The organism is Flagellimonas sediminis (genome assembly GCF_010500845.1).
GTDB lineage: Bacteria > Bacteroidota > Bacteroidia > Flavobacteriales > Flavobacteriaceae > Flagellimonas > Flagellimonas sediminis.
This window is the reverse complement of sequence record NZ_JAAAMI010000008.1, coordinates 139164-163151: the sequence shown is the minus strand read 5'-3', so window position 1 is coordinate 163151 and position 23988 is coordinate 139164. Positions and strand designations below refer to the sequence as shown.

The 23988-nt window shown below is 41.8% G+C and carries 25 protein-coding genes; 10 read left to right on the top strand and 15 right to left on the bottom strand.

Annotated elements, in window-relative coordinates; all coding sequences use genetic code 11:
- Window positions 1-10 precede the first annotated feature (10 nt).
- The gene (locus GTK07_RS15190) at window positions 11-1135 is read right to left on the bottom strand and encodes a hydrogenase small subunit (protein ID WP_163636094.1); all 1125 of its coding nucleotides are present in this window, start codon (window positions 1133-1135) and stop codon (window positions 11-13) included.
- Window positions 1136-1297: 162 nt separating this feature from the next.
- On the opposite strand from GTK07_RS15190, the gene hypA reads away from it, so the two are divergent.
- Complete coding sequence (gene hypA / locus GTK07_RS15185; RefSeq protein ID WP_163636093.1) at window positions 1298-1639, top strand: hydrogenase maturation nickel metallochaperone HypA; 342 nt, start codon at window positions 1298-1300, stop codon at window positions 1637-1639.
- A gap of 64 nt (window positions 1640-1703) precedes the next feature.
- Here hypA and GTK07_RS19285 read toward each other — a convergent pair whose 3' ends face one another.
- Window positions 1704-1874 (bottom strand): hypothetical protein, encoded by a 171-nt coding sequence (locus GTK07_RS19285; RefSeq protein ID WP_235932885.1) that lies wholly within the window; start codon window positions 1872-1874, stop codon window positions 1704-1706.
- Between the two features lie 12 nt (window positions 1875-1886).
- Here GTK07_RS19285 and hypB point away from each other — a divergent pair, with 12 nt between their 5' ends.
- Genes hypB through GTK07_RS15165 form a run of 4 tightly spaced genes read left to right on the top strand, consistent with a single transcriptional unit; the run spans window position 1887 to window position 5230 of the window.
- Complete coding sequence (hypB, locus tag GTK07_RS15180) at window positions 1887-2504, top strand: hydrogenase nickel incorporation protein HypB (protein WP_235932884.1); 618 nt, start codon at window positions 1887-1889, stop codon at window positions 2502-2504.
- Between the two features lie 11 nt (window positions 2505-2515).
- Entirely contained in the window at window positions 2516-2782 is a 267-nt protein-coding gene (locus tag GTK07_RS15175) for a HypC/HybG/HupF family hydrogenase formation chaperone (RefSeq protein ID WP_163636091.1), read from the top strand.
- 10 nt (window positions 2783-2792) lie between these two features.
- Window positions 2793-3482 carry a leucyl/phenylalanyl-tRNA--protein transferase gene (gene aat / locus GTK07_RS15170; protein ID WP_163636090.1) on the top strand — a complete coding sequence of 230 codons (690 nt, stop codon included), beginning with the start codon at window positions 2793-2795 and terminating at the stop codon, window positions 3480-3482.
- A gap of 11 nt (window positions 3483-3493) precedes the next feature.
- Window positions 3494-5230, top strand: coding sequence for a tetratricopeptide repeat protein (locus tag GTK07_RS15165; RefSeq protein ID WP_163636089.1), 1737 nt, complete (start codon window positions 3494-3496; stop codon window positions 5228-5230).
- Between the two features lie 110 nt (window positions 5231-5340).
- Here GTK07_RS15165 and GTK07_RS15160 read toward each other — a convergent pair whose 3' ends face one another.
- The 4 genes from GTK07_RS15160 to GTK07_RS15145 form a co-directional block, all read right to left on the bottom strand.
- On the bottom strand, window positions 5341-5817 hold the full coding sequence (locus GTK07_RS15160) for a DsrE/DsrF/DrsH-like family protein (protein ID WP_163636088.1): 477 nt from the start codon (window positions 5815-5817) through the stop codon (window positions 5341-5343).
- Between the two features lie 31 nt (window positions 5818-5848).
- Window positions 5849-6157: a TusE/DsrC/DsvC family sulfur relay protein gene (locus GTK07_RS15155; protein WP_163636087.1), complete on the bottom strand. Its 309-nt coding sequence runs from the start codon at window positions 6155-6157 to the stop codon at window positions 5849-5851.
- A 19-nt stretch (window positions 6158-6176) separates the two neighbouring features.
- On the bottom strand, window positions 6177-7427 hold the full coding sequence (sqr, locus tag GTK07_RS15150) for a type III sulfide quinone reductase, selenoprotein subtype (protein ID WP_163636086.1): 1251 nt from the start codon (window positions 7425-7427) through the stop codon (window positions 6177-6179).
- 192 nt (window positions 7428-7619) lie between these two features.
- A complete protein-coding gene (locus GTK07_RS15145) occupies window positions 7620-10016 on the bottom strand; it encodes a 7TM diverse intracellular signaling domain-containing protein (protein ID WP_163636085.1) in 2397 nt (798 codons plus the stop codon).
- A gap of 302 nt (window positions 10017-10318) precedes the next feature.
- Between GTK07_RS15145 and GTK07_RS15140 the strand changes: the two genes are divergently transcribed.
- The 4 genes from GTK07_RS15140 to GTK07_RS15125 all read left to right on the top strand — a co-directional run bounded on the left by GTK07_RS15140 (window position 10319) and on the right by GTK07_RS15125 (window position 13156).
- Entirely contained in the window at window positions 10319-10771 is a 453-nt protein-coding gene (locus GTK07_RS15140) for a YHS domain-containing (seleno)protein (protein WP_163636084.1), read from the top strand.
- 134 nt (window positions 10772-10905) lie between these two features.
- Entirely contained in the window at window positions 10906-11397 is a 492-nt protein-coding gene (locus GTK07_RS15135) for a DinB family protein (protein ID WP_163636083.1), read from the top strand.
- Entirely contained in the window at window positions 11385-12101 is a 717-nt protein-coding gene (locus GTK07_RS15130; RefSeq protein WP_163636082.1) for an NRDE family protein, read from the top strand. Before GTK07_RS15135 ends, GTK07_RS15130 begins: the two co-directional genes overlap by 13 nt.
- Window positions 12101-13156, top strand: coding sequence for an ATP-grasp domain-containing protein (locus GTK07_RS15125; RefSeq protein ID WP_235932883.1), 1056 nt, complete (start codon window positions 12101-12103; stop codon window positions 13154-13156). The genes GTK07_RS15130 and GTK07_RS15125 overlap by 1 nt, the downstream gene beginning before the upstream one ends.
- On the opposite strand, the gene GTK07_RS15120 is transcribed toward GTK07_RS15125, so the two are convergent.
- The 4 genes from GTK07_RS15120 to rpe form a co-directional block, all read right to left on the bottom strand.
- The gene (locus GTK07_RS15120) at window positions 13153-14634 is read right to left on the bottom strand and encodes a TlpA family protein disulfide reductase (RefSeq protein WP_163636081.1); all 1482 of its coding nucleotides are present in this window, start codon (window positions 14632-14634) and stop codon (window positions 13153-13155) included. The two genes, GTK07_RS15125 and GTK07_RS15120, sit on opposite strands and share 4 nt — an antisense overlap.
- Window positions 14635-14774: 140 nt before the next feature.
- On the bottom strand, window positions 14775-15248 hold the full coding sequence (locus tag GTK07_RS15115) for a glutathione peroxidase (protein WP_163636080.1): 474 nt from the start codon (window positions 15246-15248) through the stop codon (window positions 14775-14777).
- 46 nt (window positions 15249-15294) lie between these two features.
- The gene (locus GTK07_RS15110; protein ID WP_163636079.1) at window positions 15295-16260 is read right to left on the bottom strand and encodes a YpdA family putative bacillithiol disulfide reductase; all 966 of its coding nucleotides are present in this window, start codon (window positions 16258-16260) and stop codon (window positions 15295-15297) included.
- Window positions 16260-16919, bottom strand: a complete 660-nt coding sequence (gene rpe, locus GTK07_RS15105) for a ribulose-phosphate 3-epimerase (protein ID WP_163636078.1) — start codon at window positions 16917-16919, stop codon at window positions 16260-16262. Before rpe ends, GTK07_RS15110 begins: the two co-directional genes overlap by 1 nt.
- A 288-nt stretch (window positions 16920-17207) precedes the next feature.
- Between rpe and GTK07_RS15100 the strand changes: the two genes are divergently transcribed.
- Complete coding sequence (locus GTK07_RS15100) at window positions 17208-17756, top strand: conjugal transfer protein TraO (RefSeq protein WP_163636077.1); 549 nt, start codon at window positions 17208-17210, stop codon at window positions 17754-17756.
- Between the two features lie 290 nt (window positions 17757-18046).
- Here GTK07_RS15100 and GTK07_RS15095 read toward each other — a convergent pair whose 3' ends face one another.
- The 5 genes from GTK07_RS15095 to fbaA all read right to left on the bottom strand — a co-directional run bounded on the left by GTK07_RS15095 (window position 18047) and on the right by fbaA (window position 23948).
- A complete protein-coding gene (locus tag GTK07_RS15095) occupies window positions 18047-18910 on the bottom strand; it encodes a sigma-70 family RNA polymerase sigma factor (protein WP_119641932.1) in 864 nt (287 codons plus the stop codon).
- 158 nt (window positions 18911-19068) lie between these two features.
- Window positions 19069-21309 (bottom strand): polyribonucleotide nucleotidyltransferase, encoded by a 2241-nt coding sequence (locus GTK07_RS15090; RefSeq protein WP_163636076.1) that lies wholly within the window; start codon window positions 21307-21309, stop codon window positions 19069-19071.
- Window positions 21310-21523: 214 nt separating this feature from the next.
- On the bottom strand, window positions 21524-21793 hold the full coding sequence (gene rpsO / locus GTK07_RS15085) for a 30S ribosomal protein S15 (protein WP_119641935.1): 270 nt from the start codon (window positions 21791-21793) through the stop codon (window positions 21524-21526).
- Window positions 21794-21987: 194 nt separating this feature from the next.
- Window positions 21988-22848, bottom strand: coding sequence for an acetyl-CoA carboxylase, carboxyltransferase subunit beta (accD, locus tag GTK07_RS15080; RefSeq protein WP_163636075.1), 861 nt, complete (start codon window positions 22846-22848; stop codon window positions 21988-21990).
- A gap of 32 nt (window positions 22849-22880) precedes the next feature.
- Entirely contained in the window at window positions 22881-23948 is a 1068-nt protein-coding gene (fbaA, locus tag GTK07_RS15075) for a class II fructose-bisphosphate aldolase (RefSeq protein WP_163636074.1), read from the bottom strand.
- Between the last annotated feature and the right edge of the window lie 40 nt (window positions 23949-23988).

Sequence of the window (23988 nt, the reverse complement as noted above, 5' to 3'; positions counted from 1 at the left end):
GATACTTTTTTTAAGAATCTAATTTCTTTTCGTTTTGTATGCCACGGGAAGTCCTGCTCTTCAATTCTTTCCGTTTGGAAATATTGGCGGCCACCGCATGCACGGCCAAACCACCAGCAACCACTCCAGCGGCAACCTTACCAATGGTATCTGCAGAGCTTTCAATACCAAATCCGGCTAAACCAGTCAATCTTTCATAGAAAGGCCCGTTGTCCCAAAAATTCTCTTCACTACAACCGATGCATCCGTGACCTGATTGGATTGGGTAACTTACCCCATTGTTCCATTTAATGGTACCACAGGAGTTATAGGTCATCGGACCACGGCATCCTACCTTATACAAGCAGTAGCCATCCTTGGCATTTTGGTCGTCAAAGGTCTCGGCAAAAAGACCGGCATCATAATAAGGTCTTCTATAACAGGAGTCGTGCACCCTTTTTGAGTAGAATGCTTTTGGTCTGCCCAGTCCATCCAATTCAGGCAATCTGCCAAAAGTAATCATGTGAACGATGATACCCGCCATGACCTCTCCAATGGGAGGACATCCGGGTACCCTGATGATGGGTTTGTTCTTGATGATCTTGTGGATTGGTGTAGCTTGGGTTGGGTTGGGGTAGGCTGCTTGCACACATCCGTTGGATGCGCAACTTCCCCAAGCAATAATGGCCTTGGCACCTTCCGCAGCCTCGATCAAAAGATCTTTGGCAGATCGGCCGGCAATACAACAATAATTGCCATCATCGCCCAAGGGTACCGAACCTTCCACACATAGAATGTATTCCCCTTTGTATTTTTCCATGGTAGCCTGTTTGGCCGCTTCGGCCTGGTGCCCCGATGCAGCCATCAAGGTCAGGGTGTAGTCCAAGGAAATTTTATCCAAAATAATATCCGAAACAATCGGGTGATCGGATCGGATGAACGATTCACTGCAACAAGTGCATTCTTGGTAATGTTCCCAGATCACGGGGATCCTGAACGTGTTTTCCAGGGATTTGGCCACTTGACCGATCATGGAAGTTTCCAGACCCATATATGCTGCGATATAGGTGGCGAACTTCATGAAATCACGTCGGCTGTAACCCTGTTTGATAATGCTTTCGTAATAGGTTTCCTTTACTGATTTTTCTATTGCCATGACCCAAATTTTTAAATCTAAATATTGATTTTTCAGGGATTTAGCTCTAAATGTACCCATTACATTCAGCGAATCATATGACAAAAATCATGTCCATGGAAAAAGGTTTTGAATAATATTGTGTCTTATGTTGCTCTTTATCAGCATTTAAAATTCAGTATCATGCATGAGCTTTCAGTAGCTATGGGCATTGTGAAGATTGCGGAAGACGAGACCAAAAAGGCCAAGGCAAAAAAGGTGACGTTGATTGAACTGGAAATTGGCAAACTTGCTGGGGTCGAGTTTGAATCACTCGATTTTGTATGGCCAGCCGCGGTAAAGAATACTGTGCTGGAAGATGCCGAACGGAAGATTGATGTCAAGGAAGGATTGGGGCAATGTGGGGATTGTGATACGGTTTTTGAAATTCAACATTTTTATGATTCCTGCCCCAAATGTGGTAGTAATCTCAAGGGTATAATTCAAGGAAAAGAACTTAGGGTGAAGGCCCTAGAGGTCATCTAATTTAAAACTTAATACTATGTGCGGTACTTGCGGATGTGGAAGCGATGGGAATGGCGCTAAAATTTTATCCCCAAAAATGGGCAAAGAGGAACATGGGCATCACCATGATCATGGACACAGTCATCATCATGACCACGACAATGACCATCATCATGGGCACCACCACCACAATCACGACCATGATCATGACCACCATCATAAAACCGTTTTGGAGGTGGAACGTGATATCCTTCAACAAAATGAAATTATGGCAGCCAGAAATAGAGGTTACTTTGATGCCAAAGGCGTATTTGTCCTCAATCTGGTAAGTTCTCCCGGTTCCGGAAAAACGTCACTTTTGGAACGTACCTTGAAAGATCTAAAAGGTAAAATTCCGTTTTATGTGATTGAAGGCGATCAACAGACCCTGAACGATGCGAACCGAATTGCAGCATTGGATGTTCCTGTTATTCAGATCAACACAGGGAAGGGGTGTCATCTTGAAAGTGATATGATACATGACGCGGTCAAAAAATTGAACATCGGCAATGATTCGGTTTTGATGATCGAGAACGTGGGCAATTTGGTCTGTCCTTCCATGTTCAATCTAGGGGAACATAAAAGAGTGGTGATCGTGAGTACTACGGAAGGGGATGATAAACCCATCAAATATCCGGATATGTTCCATACTTCGGATATCTGCATCATCAACAAAATAGACCTAGCCCCTTACTTGGACACGAATATTGAGGAGTTGAAGACAAATGCCCTTCAAGTAAATCCTGAATTGGTCTTTTTTGAGGTTTCCGCAACTAAAGGAACCGGAATGGAGCAATGGTATGAATGGCTGGAGACCAATATGAAGTTGGTTCCTGTGGACCACTAAAATAAACTATTATGTGTTTGGCGATACCCGGAAAGTTATTGGAAATCACCTCGGAACTGGATGAAACCTTCCGCATGGGGAAAGTCTCTTTTGGAGGAGTTAAAAAGGAAGTGAGCCTAGCATTGGTGCCCGAGGCCAAAGTAGATGATTATGTTATGGTGCATGTTGGCGCAGCTATCAGTGTTGTAGATGAGGAAGAGGCCAAAAAAACCTTTGAGGTACTTTCACAGTTGGGAGAATTGAATGATTTGGAGCATCCACCGGAAAGCAATCCATAATTTTCATACCGTGCCCTATTTTGAGCTCAAAAACGACGAGATTTCTTTTCCTCCCGCATACTTTGCGGATATAGATGGATTGTTGGCCGTTGGGGGCACCATGTCCGTGGAGCGACTGCTTTTGGCCTACAATAGCGGTATTTACTATTGGCACTATCCCTTAAAACACATCAAATGGTGGTCTCCTGATCCAAGGATCGTATTAAAGCCCGACTCGTTTGTGATGACCAAATCCGAACAGGATACCTTTTTGAAAGATTTTGATATACAGGTAGATACCCGTTTTGAAGAAGTCCTTCGTGGATGCCAAAGTGTGTTCAATATCCAAGACCGAATGGACAATAATTGGCTAACCGAACGGATGGTCCGGTTGTTTATGGAATTGCACCAACAAGGTTGTGCCCACTCTATTGAGGTTTGGCAAAATGATGACTTGGTCGGTGGATTGTTCGGCGTAGCCATCGGAAAATTGTTTTTCGGGGAATATGTGTTCGCCAAAGTGGAACGTGCTGATGAAGTGGCGATGGTTTATTTGATCGAAAAACTCAAAGATCAGAATTTTGACTTGATCGATATGCAAAAGGAGACATTTTTGCTGCCGGGTTTCGAATATGATGAAATGCCCAGGTTGGAATATGTGGATCTGTGCAAAGAAAATGCCCGATTACATCCTGAAGATTACCAAGATTTCAACATTTAATAAATTACAAGATGAACCTATCCTTTGAAGAACAGTTACAGCATGCCAATGTGCTTTTGCAGGAAAATGATCTGGAGAAGTCCATTGAAATTTATTTGGAAGCACTTCAACTGGCCCGAAACGACCAGGAAAGAATCCATTTATATAGTGTTTTGGGCAGATTGTACCAAAAAATGAAAAATCCCAAAGAAGCACTAACGGCTTTTGAAAAGGCCTTGTCATTTTGCAATGAGGAGATCTGTAATCTGGTGGAGAAAGCCTCATTGTTGAACAATTTGGCGGCCATTTATGTGGATTGGGACAGGGCAAAGGCCATCGAGAACTATAAGGCAGCCTCCGAAATATTTTCAAACCAAATTGAAGAGGGAAAAGTGGAGTTTATGCCACATTTGGCCAACACTCAACTGGCGATGGCTGAGGTCTACAACAGAAAGAATGATTACTATTTTGCCAAAAAGCACTACAAGGAAGCACTTAAATATTATGAACGCTTGGCCGAAAATATCTATCAAGGCTTACGGGCTAGTGCACATTATCAACTGGGGAATATTTATACAGAGGAATTCTACGAGTTCGATGCCAAAATGCAATATCTGAAAGCCCTAGCCCTCTATGAAAGTCTAGTCAACGCAGGTGAAAAAAGTGTAAGACCGCATTTGGCTGCGGTCCTTAATAATTTGGGGGTTACGTTCAATGCCATGGGAGAACCCGAAAAGGCTTTGGAATATTATGACAAAGCTTTGGCGGAATATCAAATTTTGGCGAAGGAAGCCTTTGACGTCTTTCAACCATATGTGGCGGCCACCCGAAACAGTATGGGAATTGTACATGCTGAATTGAAGCAACTTGAATATGCCATTGATTTTATATCAAAAGCGGTTGAAATATATAATGACCTAGCTGATGCACGTCCCCAAGAATTTACACATTACTTGGCCACTGGGTTGCATAATTTGGGATTGTTCCATTTTGAATTGAAACAAATGCAAAAGGCGGCCGAGTATTTTCATCAAGCCTTGGAATTACGAAAAAGGCTGTCTGCTGCACAACCCGAAAATTTCGATCCAGATTATTGTGCCACCGCCTTGAACTTGGTGGAACTGTACCAAGCCGAATTGGAGGAAAAGGTTGATTTGGAATACCGGGCAAAGGCCCTTGCTCTCCTAAAAGAAGTAGAAACAAGGTTGGGTCAAGATGAAGACCACAGACCCGTGATCAAAAACATGAAGGGTGATTATGTTTTTTATACAACTTATTTCAATACTGTGGATGAAGAACAACTGGATATGAATCAGGCCTATGGCAGAATCAAAAACTTAAATCAAGAAATTGATAGTACCATTGATGCGATGGAGAAATTGGTATTTCAAGAAGAAATTTGGTCGCTCCTCAGTTCAAAATTTCAACAATATCCGCACAATGAGAGATTGCAAAAAGAATTGGCTATTGCGTATTCCAATTTGGGATGGCTGTATTTGAGGACAAAGCAGTTTGATCAGGCTATGGAGGTTTTACAAAATGCTCCCCGGCTTCCAAATCCGCTGTGGTCCTTAAAATGTAATCTGGCCCATGCCTATCTTCTAAAAGATGAATGGGAAAAAGCGCAAACCCTTTATGCTGAATTAAGAAATCGGGTTAATGATGAGGGAAAATCTTTCCAGGAAATTATCTTGAACGATCTGAATGTTTTGGCAAGCGACGGAATTCATCACCCAAATTTTATTCAGATAAAATCCCTGTTCTCCTAAAAACAATTTATCAAAAAAAGGAACCGACCAAGAAGTGCTTTCCAAATTGGAATAATCACTTTTTGACCGGTTCCCATTACATATGAAAAAGGTATCGTTTTCTATATTGATCAGATGAACAACAATTGGGTTCCCTCTTGATCGGCCCTGCTGTAGAAGTCGCCGATGGTAAGGATGCCATCCAATTCATCGATGAGGTCTTCTTTTTCCAAGTGGAACATGTCCACTGCCAATTTACAGGCCCATAGCTTGCATCCGGAATCTGAGAGGATTTCCAAGAACTCGCCTACGGGGGGCATGTCCAATTTTTCCATTTCTTTCTTCATCATGGTAGAAGCGAAGGCTTCAACACCGGGCAATCCGCCCAACATGGTGGGCATGTGCATAGCTGGGTTACCTACCGTGGCCACATGGAGATGTTCCAATTTTTTCTTTTGAATGGCTTCCAATCCAAAGAAGGTGAAAAATATTTCTGATTCAATGCCTTCCATTCTTGCTCCGTTGGCCATCACAAATGCCGCGTAGACATTTTCCAAGGTGGCCTTGGAGAGGATAAAGAGCATTTTTTTGACTTTTGTTTGACTCATGACCTTACATTTTAGGGTTCATTCAATTTGCTTAAATACAGCTTTTTGGTTTTGGAACACCAGCGATCATAGTGGCTTTTTTCAAGGGGCCTCCAGGGAACAGGTCGTAAAAGGCCTTAATGTCTATTACGCCACTTTTTTTGATGCCCCTGATGGACAAAGGTTCTTCTTCTTTGAACTTTTGTTGGATGTAGTCTATGATGGCCCAGTGTTTATCGCTCATCTCAATGCCTTGTTCTTTGGCTATCTCTATGCCAATTTCTTTGTTCCATTGGGAAAAATCGGTTAGATATCCTTCTGGGTCCACGGAAATTGTTGCATGTGCTAATGTCTTGTCCATTTTGATAGATTTTTATGGTTTATATGCTTTTTGATTCTTCGAATTTTTTGCCTTTTTCGCTCATGGTTGCGGATACGAAGGGGATATGGATACCCTTGATCAACATGTTCCAATAGATCCACCTAAAGGCCAGTTTGCCCATGTGGTTCATTCTACTTTCCTTCAGCAGGTTCAACGGTCCCACTCCAGGGAAAGGGAATGTTCCTTCAACAGGTTCATGGGTGTAATTGAAATCGATCAACAATGCTTTGCCATCACCAGTTTCAATAAAACAGTTGGCATGGCCATCGAACTCTTCTTTCAAGGGCTCCCCGTTGATGTACCTCATGATGTTCTCTGTCAAGATTTCCGCCTCAAAGTGGGCCACGGAACCAGCTTTGGATGCTGGTAGGTTGGTGGCATCGCCCAAGGCAAAAATGTTTTCATAATCCTCGGTTTGTAAGGTGGCCTTGTTGGTAGGAACATAGTTAAGGTCGTCTCCCATACCGGAACGTGCGATCAACGCATCTCCCATGTTGGTGGGAACGGTAACCAGAATGTCATAGGGCACTTCGGTATCTGCGTAATCAATGATCTTATTGTTTTCATAATCCACACGTTCTATATTAAAGTCCGTAACCTCTGTTATGTTTTTATCGGTCAACAAATGGTGAAGGGCTGCAGTGGCTTTGGGTTTGGTGAAGGCACCACCCAAGGGGGTCACGAAAGTGATTTCCACTTTGTCACGCATACCTTTGTTTTTGAAATAGGAATCGGCCAAGAAGGCAAATTCCAACGGAGCAACGGGACATTTGATGGGCATCTCGGTGATGTGCACCACCAATTTTCCACCTTCCCATTCCCTGAATTTGTCACGTAGGGCCTTGGCACCTTCATAGGTATAGAAATCAAAAACGCTCTTATGCCATTCAGGCCCCTTCATGCCCTCAACTTCCTCAGGCGCTATCTTGGTGCCTGTGGCAATGATCAAAATATCATAGTGGAGTTCATCGCCTTTTTCCAACAACACTTTGTTTTCTTTAGGCTTGATCAATTCAATTTTCTCTTGAATATAATCCACACCCTTGGGAATAAACTTGGAACCTTTCTTTTTTACCTGGTCCGTAGTATATATATCAAAGGGCAAGAACAAGAACCCTGGTTGATAGTAATGTGTTTTGTACTGGTCTACAATTGTGATTTTCCATTCGCTATGGGGAAGCTTGTGTACCAGATGGTTCGCCATCATGGTTCCTGCTGTTCCCGCACCCAATATGACCAAATTTTTCATGATTTCTAGATTGTGTGATTTACTGGTGTAAAAGTAGATCAAGGACACATCCATAAATATGATTATTATCAGTTTTGACCAATAAGTTGTGTAACTTAGGTTACATAAGTATCTATAAAACAATTAGATATAAAGAAAGTGCCCGCTGTGAGCCAGTCTCTTGGGAGCAATTTAGACTTCGCGAAATGGTAATCAGGCCACCTTGTTTTTTAACGAAACACTCTTCATGATTTTAGTAAGGAGCAAAGGCCCGTTGACAGGTTTGGTCATCAGATCATTTGCACCCAATCTGAAGATTTCTTTTCGGGTATTGCTGGTATTATCAGCAGTGAGTACAATAATTGGTATTTGGGTGGGGCAGTTGGCCTTTCCACTGCGGATGATACTCGTCGTTTCAAAGCCATCCATTTCGGGCATCTGTAGATCCATCAAAATCAAATCGAAGGATTTTTGTTCCATGATTTCCAAAGCTTCCTTGCCATGGTTGGCTATGGTCAGGTTCATATTCTCCCACTTCTTGAACAGGAGTTTCACCACGGTCTGGTTCATTTTATTGTCTTCAACCAACAGTATTTGACTTTTTTGTAAACCAAAATCATCCTTACTCAATATTGGCTCCTTGTCCAGGACCACCAATGCGTCTTCATCAATTTGGAAGGATAGGCTTAGTTTACAAGTGGTACCTTTCTTGTCGTTGTTGGTGATATCGATGGTACCGCCTTGTAGGTCCACATAGCTTTTTACGATGTACAGACCCAATCCCAATCCGCTGTATTCTCTTTTGTCCTTGAAGGATTTTTTGGTAAAAGACTCAAAAATGGTGCTCATTTTTTCCTTTGAAATACCTATTCCCGTATCCTTTATCGTAATGTCAAGGGTAAAGCGATCAGAACCTTTGTGTTTTGTAAGCATATTGAATTCAACAGTGCCATTATTGGTAAATTTAATGGCGTTGTCCAATAGGTGGTTGAGGATTTGAACCAATTTACCTTTATCACCAACAATCCGTTTTGGCAGGGTGTCCGGCATGGAAACCTTGAATTTCAATTGTTTGGTTTCTGCTTTTTTCTGCTGGGCAGCAATCACTTTGGCAAGGGTTGAAGGCAATTCAAATGAAACCTCTTTCAACTCTTGGTCTCCCTTTTCAATTACCGTAAAATCTAAGATGTCCTCAATATTTCCCAAAAGATTTTTTGAAGAACTGAGGATCAACCTACATTTTTCTTCCAAATCCCCATCCTTTTCATTTTGTTGGAGGGCACTGGCCACTCCCATGATCAAGTTCAAGGGTGTTCTCAGTTCATGGCTGATGTTGGAGAGGAAGGAAGATTTTATCTCGTTCATATCCTCTGCACGCTGGAGCGCCAGCAGCTGATTTTTTTCATTCTCCATTCGGAGGAAACGGATCCTGTTGCTCATGGAAATGGACAGGAAGATAATTTCAAACCCAATACCAAACTTTGCCCCGTTGTTGGTGAAGAATGAATTTTCTATGGTATTGAAGTTATTGAGAATGAAAATCACAAATCCAAATACCAGAAAAGAAATACCCATAATAAAGTAAGGGTCCACAGGAACTTTTTTACTTTTCACCAATATCAGTGAACTGATCATGTGGATCAGCACCAATATTCCTATGGCATTGGCCAATGGGTAGCAAAAGGCAAATCCGCCAGGAAAGGTTAACAAAAGCAATGTTCCTACCAAGGTGGAAACACTCAAAAGGTTACCGGTTCGGTGCAAAAGGGCACTGTTCTTTTTCAGGTTCAAGAATTTATCGCCATATCTTCCAAAAAAAAACAAGGAAACAAAGGCAGTCAAGAGAACAGACCTGTCCGAAAGCCAACCTCCTTCAGGAGTAAGATATTGATGGAAAAAACCATCAAGTGAAAACTGCATCAAGGCGATAAAAAGTACATAGAGACCATAATAAATGAACGCCTGGTCCTTGAGTGCGAAGAAGAAGAAAAGATAGATGATGCAGGCCAATACCAAAATACCATAAAAAAAGCCGTAAAAAACCTGCTCTTTATACGTAAGGTTAAAAAATTGGTCTTTTTTATAAAGTTGAAGAGGAAACATGACCACCTCGCCATCACTCTGTATATGGATATAGGCGGTTACCTTTTCGTTGGGCTTCAGTTTGAGGTCAAATATGGATTTACGGTGCTGTACCGTTTTTTTATCAAAGGGTATTTTGTCACCACTGGCCTGTTTGTTCACTTTGCCATTGCCATCAACAACGTAAAGGTCCACCAAATCGGTGATGGGTCTTCCTGTTTCCAAATAATATTCCTGATAAGCGGAAGAGGTGTTCTCTATGTCGAACCTTAACCAATAGTTTTCATTGGAGAAACCGATGTTTTCCTTGAGCGAGGAAAGTTGAATAAAAGCTAGATCATTGTTCTTCCGAATATCCTGGAAATCATATTCCGTTTTCCCTGCCAAAAAAATGGAGGCATTCTGCCGTAGGGAAACAGCATTGGTTTTTCCATCTAAAATGAAGGTGGCGGCCATCATTACTGTCGGTAGCGAAAAGATTACGGCATACAAAAAAGCTTTGGCCGCAAATGAGGTCAACTGTCGCATAAAGTAGGCATTATAATGTTACCCTTTGGGAAAGTAACATCATGTTTGTTTGGTTATCGAACAATAGCTGTTCAAATACAAGTTAAAGGAACAAAAAACCTTTCATCTTGTTAACTTTTGAAGATGTTCTGCATATTATTTCGATGTTCGACATAGTTTGCCCAACCCTGGGATGGCTTGGTTTTATTGGATTAATCTAGTTTTTTGCCCAAGCTTATTATTAAAAAAGTCAAGGAATTCTGAAAGGAATTCCGAACATCGTGGACTAAATTTTCCATATCCAATCCGTTAAAATTGAGATAATGGGAAAAAGAAAACTGATTTTGGCTCTTTTCTTGGCGATAGGGGTCTTGGCCCAAGCGCAAAGTATAGACTACAACACCAAAAAAGGATATGCCGCCAATGGCTATGATGTAGTTTCTTATTTTGATGGAAAGGCTATGGAAGGCTTAAAGGAATTTACCACTACCTATGATGGGGTAAACTACAAATTTGCAAATGCATCCAATTTGGAAAAATTCAAAGCAGATGCCAAAGCGTTTCTTCCGGAGTATGGCGGTTATTGTGCCTATGCGGTCGCTGTTTCGGGCAAAAAGGTAAGCGTGAACCCAAAAACCTTTGAGGTTCGGGATGGCAAGTTATACCTGTTCTACAATTCGGGCAACACCAATACCTTGGAACTTTGGCTTAAAGAATCACCGGAAAACCTTCAAAATGAAGCCGATACCAATTGGCAAAAGATAAAGAACAACTAACTTTTGATGGAAGGCTTCAGAAAAAGGGTTAGAGAAATCAAAGCGGTAAATATGGTGTTGGAAACCACGTACCTTGGATTTTCTTTCTATCTTATGTTCCAATTCATCAAAAAACTAAATTCAATCAAACTTCAATGATCCTATTCAAATCTTCTTTGGATACCCTTGAACAATTCAAGCAGGTACTATTGGGATTGCCCAAAAATTGTTACTCGCGTTCGTGCAGTGTACTTTCCAATTCCAGTATTGGGCAACATACACGTCATATTATAGAACTTTATCTCTGTTTGCTGCAAGGTTATGATACAGCCGATGTGTCCTATGATCGCAGAAAGCGTGACCTTCAAATTGAACAGGATCTTTCATTCGCCATCCAACAACTGGAATTTATCCAAAAACAATTGGATCGTCCAAATAAATCCATCAAGATCAGTTACGAACTGGCAGGTTCCGAAACTCGTTTGGATTCCAATTATTTTAGGGAGGTCATGTACAATCTGGAGCATACCATTCATCACCAAGCCTTGATCAAGGTAGGTATTGAGCACTTTACCAGTTTGTCACTTCCTGAATCTTTTGGAGTGGCACCTTCCACCATGCAATACAGGGAAACATGTGCACAGTAAGTTTCATATCACGAGGCGATTGCTATTATATTACCTCCAACAGGGATGAACACATTTCCCGACCCATTTCCCATGAGCCAAAAAAGGAGACCATTGGTTCCATGAAACTTTTGTTTCCGAAAGATCCCAAAGCAGGGGGTACTTGGTTTGCCGTGAACGAGTTGGGTTCCGTGGGCGTGTTGTTGAACGGTGCCTTTGTTCGGCATGTCCCTAAAAATAACTATGCAAGGAGCAGGGGGTTGATTTTGTTGGATGTGCTTGCATCAAAAAATCCGTTGGGCTTGTTGGAACAAATGGAACTCTACCAAATTGAGCCTTTTACCTTGATTTTGTTCACTTCCAAATTATTGGAGTTTAGATGGGACGGTACCCAAAAATATTTTAGGCCTTTGGATAAGGCGCAAAACCACATTTGGTCCTCCGCCACCCTGTACCAAGATGAGGTGATGGCACATCGCGCTAATTTATTCGGTCGATTTGTAAATGGGAACGACCAAATCAATGCCCGGGATGTGATGATTTTTCATTCCAACAACCACGACGATTTTGAGAACGGCTTTATCATTAACAGGAAAACAGGCTTGAAAACCTTTAGTGTCACCCAAGTGGTTTTGCATGAAGATGAGATCTTGATGAGGCATGCCGATTTGCTTAACGATAGCATCCTTGAGGTACCATTTTCATCCCGTCAACTTATGGTGTAATGATTATGGATTCCCTTAAACTTATGTGGCATAGGATTACCCATTGGGAGTATTGGCCCTTTTGGATGGTGTATTACCCTATGTTCCCGGTTTGGTTGTATTATTCCTTCAAAGCACGCTCCTTTTTCTTTTTCAACGCAGCCAATCCTGCCATGAAAAATGGCGGTATGGCCATGGAATCCAAAATGGTGATCTATAATATGATCCCCCGGCAATTCATCCCAAAGACGGTTTATATTCCAAAAGAACAATCGCCAGAAATGGTGTTGGAAAAGGTTTTGGCTTCGGATATTGGTTTTCCCTTTATTGCCAAACCCGATATGGGCATGAAAGCATTTGGGGTGGAAAAAATTCATAACAAGGATGAATTTCGAAGTTATGTGTCGTGGAGTCCATCCAATTTTTTGGTACAGGAGCTTATTCCCTACCAGAAAGAGGTAGGAATTTTTTATGTCCGCAAACCTGGGGAAGATCAAGGGACCATTACGGGAATCGTTTCGAAGGAATTCTTGTCCGTTAAAGGAGATGGAAAAAGTACCTTGTTGCAACTGATCAAGAAAAACCCAAGGAGCCACCTGCAGTTAAAACCTCTTCGGAAAAAATTCGGCGAGCGATTGAACGAGGTGCTTTCTGAAGGGGAGGACTTGATTTTGGTGCCTTATGGAAGTCATACCCGTGGTGCCAAATTTGTGGATATCAGCCATCGTATCAATAAAGACTTGACAAAGACCATCCATGCCATCTGCGACCAGATGAAAGATTTTCATTATGGTAGGTTAGATGTGCTGTACAATACCTTTGAGGAGCTGTGCGAAGGGAGAAATTTCAAGGTGATCGAAATCAATGGAACAGGGGGGGAGGCCACCCATATTTATGATCCCAAACACTCCATTTTCTGGGCATGGAAAGAAGTGGCCAGACATTGGGGCTTACTGAACGAGATCAGTATTTTGAATCATAAAAAGGGACATTCTTATCTGAGTTTTAAGGATGGAAGGGCCATGCTCAAACAAAACGGGCAGAACCAGGCACGGATACGCATGAGTTTCCACTAGTTTTCCATCAAACCCAACAACTGTTCCTCAGCCCCTTGTCCAGGTCTATCGGCAAATCTATTTACCAACTGCCCATTTGGATTATAAATCAAATAATGGGGTATAGTCTCAATTCCAAGCTCTTCTATAACCTTGGATACATTGCCATTTTCCATAAAATAATTTTGGCTATCCAAGATTCCGTCCTTATCCATGGCGTTTCTCCAAAGTTCTTTTTTATCATAGGAGCTGATGTAGATAAACTCCACATTCTTGGTAGCCAAACTTTTTTTCATGGCTACCGAGGCAGGCATATTTTCCCTACAAGGTCGGCACCAGCTGGCCCAAAAATCAATATAGAGCCATTTGCCAAGATTCTTTTTCAGCATATCTGAATAGGTGGTGGTATCACTTTGGAAATTGGTTAGTATCAAGGTGTTCGATTTGCTGAAATCCAGTTTGTATTTTTTCTGAAAAGCGTACAATTTTTCTGGATTGGTGGTGTTTTGTTGTAGCTTTTTAAAATAATTTTCCTTGTCCTTTACTTTGAAATTTTGTCCAATTCCCTCATAAGTTTTGAACAACAAATGGTTCTTTGCGGTTTGGTTCAGGCGATTATCGGCCAAGATAGAATCGAAACGGATGCGTGAATCGATATAGGAACCTCCCGAACCACCGTGGTTTTCCGTAATCAAGTTGAGATCATACTTAGTGATTTGGTCCAAATAATCTCGGAAAAATGAAAAGGTCATAAGGGAATCGGTTTTGTCCAGATCAAAAGAAACCGGTTCTTCCATCTGGTCCTCACCAAGTAAGTATTGATTCACATTTAACCAATCGGCAATTGGTTTCATGGTTTTATGGGTCTCCATCAACATGTCCAATGCATCTTTTCGATATTTATAGTGCTCATCTGACAAAATAGTGGATTGATGAAGGGAATCCAAATACGCCATTTCCCTATCAAAATCAATTTTTGCCAATTGATAATAATTAACCGAACGTTCGTCAAAACCTTCAATACCATCATCATGGGCAAGCATATTCCCCAATAAAATGAGGCTGTGGCTGGTGTATTTGTTGTCAAAGAGTTCAGCCAAACGATGCTTGTTATAATTTAATTCCCAATCATTTACGGTTCTGTTCGTGATCTTTGCTTCTGGAATAAGATGGTCGTAAGTAAACAATACAGTATCTCCTTTTTTCACCAAAAAGGTTTCTTTGACGGAAGTAAAAAAGTTTTGGGTAGCTAACTCCAAAAACTCTGAATATGTTTCAACGATCAAAGTGTCATTAATGTTCGGTTTGGGAATCCAAAGTTTTTCATTGTTCATATGGTCCAAATAGTAAAAACCCCTATTCGGATGGATAGCTTTAGGCCCGGTACTGTCCTTGACAGATTTTCCAACACTATCCTGGGCCATGAGATGCACATATTCGGCAGGAGCATCAATGGATATCAGAACCACTTGGTTGAGCGTGATGAGCGGTGTATCCAAAATAGGCGACTCTTTTTTACAAGAAGTAAAAAAGACTGTAATAGTAAATCCGAAAAAGTAAAAGGAGCTCTTATTAAACATTGAAAATGAGAGGCTTCCTTAAAAATAGGAATATTTGGAGGAAAAAAAGATTGAAGTGACTAAAGGATCTCCTTAATATAGTCTTCCATAGATTCTGGAGTGCTGATAGGGGCAAAGCGTTTTATCGGCTTACCCTGTTTATCCACTACAAATTTGGTAAAGTTCCATTGTATTTTGCTTCCCAAAAGCCCACCCAATTCAGATTTCAGGTACTTAAAAATGGGATGGGTGTTTTTTCCGTTTACGTCGATTTTGGCAAACATAGGGAAGCTCACACCGTAATTCAATTGGCAGAACTCCTGGATTTCCTCTGCGGTACCCGGTTCTTGGTTCCCGAACTGGTTGCAAGGAAATCCCAAAATCACCAATCCCTGATCTTTGTAGGTTTCATAAAGTTTTTCCAGTCCCTCATATTGAGGAGTTAAACCACACTTACTGGCAGTATTCACCACAATAATAGTTTTACCCTTATAGGTTGACATGGATTCCAAGGTGCCATCCAAGCGTTCTGCTTCAAAGTCGTAAAAGGTCATGGTTCAAGAATTTAGCTTCCTAAAGTTAAGCATTCTTTTGTGCTTATTACTTCTTTTGCAAAATAGACCCCATAATGATCGGAGCATGGATACGGGAATTTTCAATAAACCATTTATGGGTTTCCATGCCTCCACAGATCACGCCTGCCAAGAAAAGCCCTGGAATGTTGGTCTCCATGGTTTCCGGATTGTAGGTTGGTAATCGTTTTTCGTCATCGGAAAGGGCAATTCCTAATTGTTTTAAAAATTCGAAGTTGGGCATATAACCCGTCAACGCCAATACAAAGTCGTTTTCTAAGGTTAAATCTCCTTCTGGGGTATGTATAATGATTTCAGTTGGAGTAATTTCCTTTACTGTTGCATGATAATACGCTTTAATACTTCCTTCTTCAATCCGGTTGATGATATCCGGTCTTACCCAATATTTAACACGTTGACCCACTTCAGGCCCGCGAATGATCAAGGTTACCTGGGCCCCTTTTCGCCAACATTCCAAGGCTGCATCAATAGCAGAATTGCTGGCACCAATAACGGCCACCTTTTGGCCTGCATAAAAATGGGGGTCGTTGTAGTAATGGGAAACCTTGGGCAAATCTTCCCCAGGTACGTTCATTTTGTTGGGGAGGTCATAAAATCCAGTTGCTACCACCACATTTTTGGCACGATACTGGTTTTTATTGGATTCCACGAAAAAGAAATCCGCTTGTTTTTCCACCTTCAACACCGTTTCAAAAAGATGGATATTCAATTGGTTGGAGGTCACGATCCTTCTATAGTATTCCAAAGCCTCACTGCGTTTGGGCTTGGCTTCCTTACTGATAAAAGGAATTTCATCAATTTCCAATTTTTCCGAAGAGGAGAAAAACTGCATGTTCACAGGATAATTGAAAAGGGAATTTACAATAGGCCCCTTCTCGATGATGATGTAGCTCAACCCCTGTTTTTTTGCCTCCAATCCGCAGGCAATACCAATGGGTCCGCCCCCGATGATGGCAACATCAAATTCCTGCATTATGCTCTTACTTCTTTTAAATGTTTTATGGTTTCCGCTGGCTGTTCACTTTTGAACACAAAACTACCGGCAACCAAGGCATCTGCCCCAAGGTCAATCAATTTTTTGGCATTGCCCGCATTTACGCCGCCATCAATTTCAATCAAAGCGTTGGAATTTTTTCTTTCGATCAAATTTTTAAGGTCACTTACCTTTTGATAGGTGTTTTCTATAAAGGATTGACCACCAAACCCTGGGTTTACACTCATCACGATTACAATGTCTATATCTTGGATGGTGTCTTCCAAAAGGTTGATGGAAGTATGGGGGTTAAGAGCCACCCCTGCCTTCATACCCTCTGCTTTAATGGCCTGCAATGTTCGGTGTAAATGAGAACAGGCTTCATAATGAACGGTAAGGTGATGCACCCCTAGATCAGCAAAGGTTTTAATATATCGATCAGGATCTACGATCATCAAATGGGTGTCCAACGGTTTTTTGGCATGTTTGGCAATGGCTTCCACCACAGGCATTCCAAAGGAAATGTTGGGAACAAAAACACCATCCATGATATCCAAATGAAACCAATCGGCCTCACTTTGGTTCACCATTTCAATATCCCGTTGAAGATTGGCAAAATCGGCAGCCAAAAGCGAAGGAGCGATAATTTTTGTATCCATGAAACAAAGTTAGCCAATTACCAGTATCCTTAAATGAAAAAGATCATGTAATCTGGGTGGGATGAATTGTCTTGAAAGCTTTCAATCACACAGGGAGATCGTTTACAGGAGATTCACAATATCCGAACGGTATAGCCTAATTGTTCTGTATTTTTGCTTAATATTGTACCTTGATACTTGATTATGTGCAAATTCGGATCGTAGTCCAAGTATTTTCTTCAACCTCAAGAGCACCTTACCCAAGCTCGATACATCAATTTATCATTTTTTTATTCTGATCATAATCTCATGAAGACAACGTTTTTGTGCCCCTTGATTCGGCTGGTGTTATTATTTATGCTTATTCCTAAAATGTATTCGCAAAGGAGTGGTTTATCCTTTGGATTGGCTCCTAGTTATAAAGCAAATGGCTACGGAATAAGCTTTAGTGCTGATAATTATTGGAGTGATACGGATTATGCCCATCTTTCTATTACCGCAGTGTTTTCAAATGAACAACCAGATGCGACGGTTGAGTTTCCTTATGAGACCTATCTTTTGAATCTTGGATATTTTACTACGATTCTATCTCGCCCTAATAGGGGATTATTTATGTTTTTTGGAGGTGGCCCATCAATAGGTTATGAGTATATCAACAAGGGTGAAATAGATATTGTTTACGGATATCAAATTCCTAAAAGTGGTGTTATCTATGGAGGATTTACTTCTTTTGAAATGGATTTTTACCTAACGGATTCCTTCTCGCTGTTCGTTCCAATAAGCGGATTCTATCATCTTAATGGCAATTTGAATAAAGCTATACTCTTAGTTGGTGCAGGAATTCGATATTATCTATAAGAATTTTTTAATCCCTGCTGTTTGCTTACCACTGTCCATAGGTTCTTCCAGTAGTGGACTGGAATTAAAGTGTTGGGGAGGTGTCTATTTTGGTTTGTTGTGCAAAAGGATATGTTGTTGTAGGTCCAAAGTATATAAATGAAAAAACTCCGGTAATCAGCCGGAGTTTATTCATCAATCAAAAAACGAACAGTCATGATAAACTGTTATAGTGTCTAAATTACAACTTTCCTGCCAAAAATCAAATTTAAGGATAGTTTAACTGTAATTTATTTGGTCAAATTAACAAATTAGCCCAAATATGTCTTTAAAATCTTACTTCTTGAAGTATGTTTTAGGCGACGGATGGCTTTTTCCTTGATTTGTCGAACCCTTTCCCTGGTCAGGTCAAAAGTTTCACCGATTTCTTCCAAAGTCATGGAATGCTGACCGGCCAAACCAAAATAAAGCCTGATAACATCGGCTTCACGGGGGGTCAATGTCTCCAGGGCACGCTCAATTTCAGTACGAAGCGATTCGTGCAATAGTTCCCTATCGGGGTTAGGGGATTCCCCACTACGCAATACGTCGTAAAGGTTAGAATCCTCACCATCGATCAAAGGTGCATCCATGGATACGTGACGCCCTGAATTTTTCAAGGATTGCTTCACATCTTCCACGGTCATGTCCAATTCTTTGGCAATTTCTTCTGCGGATGGGGTACGCTCATGAGCTTGCTCCAAGAAAGCAAATGTTTTGTTGATCTTGTTGATGGAGCCGATCTTGTTCAACGGCAAACGAACGATACGGGATTGTTCTGCCAATGCTTGAAGAATGGATTGACGAATCCACCAAACTGCGTAAGAAATAAATTTAAAACCTCGGGTTTCGTCAAAACGTTGTGCGGCCTTGATCAATCCCAAGTTACCCTCGTTGATCAAATCAGGAAGGGTCAAACCTTGGTTTTGGTACTGCTTGGCCACGGAAACAACGAACCTTAGGTTGGCTTTTGTCAATTTTTCCAGAGCTACCTGATCTCCCGCTTTAATCCGTTGTGCCAACTCCACCTCTTCATCGGCAGTGATCAAATCCACTTTACCGATTTCCTGCAAATACTTGTCCAACGATGCGGTTTCCCTATTGGTAACCTGTTTTGTAATCTTTAACTGTCTCATCTAAAAATTCCCTTCAAATTAAATTTGTGAGCAGAAGCTCATTAGGTTATACGTTGAAAAAATCAAAAAGTTACAATTCGATAAAAATTATTTTTAAATTATTTAAAAAGAAAACCCTGGAACTGGTCCAGGGTTTCACTTTATTTTGAAGAAAGGAACTAATCCCTTCTTGGCTTTCTGTCGCGGTCACCACCTCTACGGTCGTTACCTCTACGATCTCCACCGCCTCTGCGTTCTCCACCACGATCTTCTCTTGGTGGTCTTTCCTTGTACCCTTCAGGTTTAGGCAACAACGCTTTTCTGGAAACTTTCTCCTTTTTGGTCTTAGGATCTATTCCGAAATATTTCACGTCGATTACGTCACCTAGGTTGACCACATCGGTTACATTTTCGGTACGCTCCCACGCCAATTCAGATACGTGAAGCAATACTTCATTTCCTGGGGCATCAATATATTCCACAACGGCACCAAATTCCAAGATTTTGATGACCTTCACTTCATATGCACTGCCAACTTCAGGCTTGAACAACAAGGAATCGATTTTTTTCAATACCATGTCGATACCTTCCTGATCGGTACCCAAGATTTCCACGATACCTTCTTCTGTATCAGGATCTTCATTGATAACAATGGTGGTCTTGGATTTTTTCTGAAGGTCTTGGATAACCTCACCGCCTTTACCGATAAGTGCACCGATAAATTCACCCGGAATAACTCTGGTGATGATTTTTGGAGCGTAAGATTTCACCTCTGGTCTTGGTTCGGCAATCGTCTCTACCAATTTGCCCAAAATGTGCAATCTACCGTCCCTTGCCTGCATCAAGGCCTTTACCAAGATTTCATAGGACAATCCTTTTACTTTGATGTCCATTTGGCAAGCCGTGATACCATCAGCGGTACCAGTAACTTTAAAGTCCATGTCCCCCAAGTGATCTTCATCACCCAAGATATCGGAAAGCACAGCATATTTACCGGTTTCGGTATCGGTGATCAATCCCATGGCTATACCGGAAACAGGTTTTTTCAATTGTACCCCGGCATCCATCAAGGCCATGGTACCGGCACAAACCGTTGCCATGGAAGATGATCCGTTGGATTCCAATACTTCGGAAACCACACGTACGGTATAAGGGCAATCCGCTGGGATCATACCTTTAAGGGCACGTTGGGCCAAGTTACCGTGACCAACCTCTCTACGTGATGTACCACGAATTGGTCTTGCCTCACCAGTGGAGAAAGGAGGGAAGTTATAATGCAAATAGAATGTTTCCTCCCCTTCGTAAGATGGCATGTCAATTTGGTTGGCTTCTCTTGAAGTACCCAAGGTTACCGTTGCCAAAGCCTGGGTTTCCCCACGGGTAAAGATAGAAGAACCGTGAACGGATGGTAAATAATCGATTTCGCACCAGATTGGGCGGATATCGGTAGTCTTACGGCCATCCAAACGAAGTCCTTCTTCCAAAGTAAGGTTGCGAACGGCTTCTTTTTCAGCTTTGTGGTAGTATTTGGAGACCAATCCACCGATTTCTGCCAATTCCTCTTCAGTAAAAGTAGCTTTGATTTCTTCTTTGATGGCAGCAAAAGCTTCTCCGCGCTCATGTTTGGAAGATCCGGCCTTGGCCACGGCATATACTTTATCATAGGCCATTTCGTGGATTTTTTTCTTCAAATCCTCATCTTCGGCCTCATCTTCGTACTCCCTGGTCTCTTTTTTACCGAAAGCTTCGGCCAATTTTACCTGAGCGGCACATTGAACCTTAATGGCATCATGGGCGAATTTGATGGCTTCCACCATTTCCTCTTCGGAAATTTCACCCATTTCACCTTCCACCATCATAACAGAATCTTCAGAAGCACCGATAACCATATCGATATCGGACTCCTTTAATTGAGCCATGGTTGGGTTGATGATCAATTCACCGTTCACCCTTCCTACACGTACCTCGGAAATGGGGCACTCAAAAGGAATATCTGACAGTTGAATGGCAGCAGAAGCCGCCAAACCTGCCATGGCATCCGGCATTACGTTTTCATCGTGGGACATCAATTGGATCATCACCTGGGTTTCGGCGTGATAATCTTTTGGGAACAAAGGTCTCAATACCCTGTCCACCAAGCGCATGGTCAAAACCTCACCATCGCTTGGTCTGGCCTCACGTTTGAAGAATCCGCCTGGGTAACGCCCAGCGGCGGCAAATTTTTCGCGATAATCAACGGTAAGTGGCAAAAAGTCCACATCCGAAGCTTGATAATTGGAGACAACTGTACATAGCAACATACATTTGCCTGATTGGACCACTACAGAGCCATGGGCCTGCTTTGCCAATTTTCCGGTTTCGATGGAAATTTCCCTACCGTCACCAAGGTCAATGACCTCTTTAAAAGTTTTTGGAATCATAAAAATTGTCTTACCCGTAAAAGGTACGGGTCGTTAAACATTTGGTCTACCGCCATCCGGGCGGTCGGGTTGTGTTGTTGTTGTTTTTGCCTTTCGGCACTGACCAATGAAAAACTATATGAAGCTTTTTGTGTTTGCCCAACTTTGGGTTGGGACTTGTCGTTGGAGCCCGTCCAACTAAAACAAAGGGGAAGCCAAAGCCTCCCCGTTGTCATTATTTTCTGATGCCCAATTCTTTGATCAAAGAACGGTACTTTTCAATATCCTTATTTTTTAGGTAATCCAAAAGACTACGTCTTTTACCTACCAAACGAACCAAGGAACGCTCGGTGTTGTAATCTTTGTGGTTTCTTTTAAGGTGTTCTGTCAAGTGGTTGATACGGTGCGTGAACAAGGCGATCTGTCCTTCCGTAGAACCTGTGTTGCCTTCTGAGCCGCCGTGTTTCTTGAAAATCTCGGCTTTTACTTCTTTGGTTAAATACATTCCAATATTATTTAAATGATTTTTATGTATCGATTGTCTTTCAATCAGCGTGCAAAGATAATCCTTTTTTTGAAACTTCGAACTGTTGCCGTAAAATTACACAGCTCATTAATGGCGCAACAAATTATCAACCAAATCATTATGTAAGCTAGGCTAAACTTGACAAAGAAAAAGCCCCGAACCCAGGGCTTTTTTTATGCTCTAATGGGTTGGTTGGTAATCAAGTCAATATAAAGGTTGACTTTCTTTTTCAGCTCACTGCGGTGTGCAATGAAATCCAAAAACCCATGTTCTTTCAAAAATTCGGCAGTTTGGAAACCTTCTGGAAGATCTTTTCCGGTTGTATCCTTCACTACCCTTGGTCCTGCAAATCCTATCAAGGCCCCTGGTTCTGCAATGTTGATGTCCCCCAACATGGCATAGGAAGCGGTTGTTCCACCTGTTGTGGGATCTGTACACAATGAGATGTAGGGAACCTGGGCTTCGGCCAATTGGGCCAACTTGGCAGAGGTTTTGGCCAACTGCATCAAGGATAATGCGGCTTCCATCATACGCGCACCACCTGATTTTGAAATCATCAGGAAGGGAACCTTTTTCTTTTTGGCCACATCAATGGCGCGTGAAATTTTTTCACCTACCACACTACCCATGGAACCTCCGATAAAGGCAAAATCCATACAGGCAACCACTAGGTCTTGTCCCATAGATTTTCCAATGGCGCACCTAACGGCATCTTTCAATCCTGTTTTTTGTTCGGCAGCCTTTAAACGATCTGAGTATTTTTTGGTATCCACAAATTTCAAGGGATCCTTAGAGGTCATATTGGCATCGAGTTCACGGAACTTGTTGTCGTCAAAAAGAATCTCAAAATATTCCTTACTGCCAATTCGAACGTGGTAATCGTCCTCGGGACTTACATAAAAATTTTTGGCGAGATCTTCGGACTCAACAATTTTACCTGTAGGGGATTTATACCATAGTCCCTTGGGGGTGTCCTTTTTTTCCTCGGTTGCGGTCTGTATTCCTTTTTCCTTTCTTTTAAACCAAGACGACATGCAATCAAATTTAAGTTAAACGAAGGGTGGGTTTACAAGGTGTTTACGTTGTTCAGGTCCTCAAAAGCCTTTTTCAAGCGTGCGATAAAGGTTTTTTCTCCTTCACGAAGCCAAACTCTTGGGTCGTAATATTTTTTATTGGGTTGGTCGTCTCCTTCGGGATTTCCAATTTGGGATTGTAGGTAAGCAGATTTACCTTGAACATAATCCCTAACACCTTCCAAAAAGGCATATTGAAGATCGGTATCGATGTTCATTTTGATTACCCCGTATCCGATGGCTTCCCTTATCTCTTCCAAAGTAGAACCAGATCCACCGTGGAAAACAAAATCGATATGGTTGTGCTCCACTCCGTATTTATTGGAAATATATTCTTGGGAGTTTCTCAAGATTTTTGGAGTCAATTTTACGTTACCAGGTTTGTATACCCCATGAACGTTACCGAAAGCGGCAGCAATGGTAAATCGAGGGCTTACTTTTGAAAGTTCCTCATAAGCATAGGCAACTTCTTCAGGTTGGGTGTACAATTTGGAATCGTCCACATCGGAGTTGTCCACACCATCTTCCTCACCACCTGTAATGCCCAATTCAATTTCCAAGGTCATGCCCATTTTGCTCATACGTTCCAAATAGCCCTTGCAGATTTCAATGTTCTCTTCAAGTGGTTCTTCGGATAGGTCGATCATGTGTGAGCTAAACAATGGTTTGCCCGTGGCTTTGAAATGTTCCTCGCTGGCATCCAAAAGGCCATCGATCCAAGGCAATAATTTTTTGGCACAGTGGTCGGTATGGAGAATTACAGTTGCACCATAGGCTTCTGCCAATTGATGAATGTGCTTTGCACCGGCTATACCACCGAGGATGGCGGCTTTCTGACCTTCGTTGGAAAGTCCTTTACCGGCATTGAACTGTGCACCCCCGTTGGAAAATTGAATGATCACAGGAGAGTTCAAAGTGGCAGCAGTTTCCATAACGGCATTGATGGTGTCCGAACCGATCACGTTTACCGCTGGTAATGCATAACCATTCTTCTTTGCGTGCTTAAAAATTGCTTGTACTTCATCGCCGGTGGCAACGCCCGGCTTGATATTGTGGGACATAGTTATAGATGGTTTCGAATTAAAATAGGGAACAAAAGTA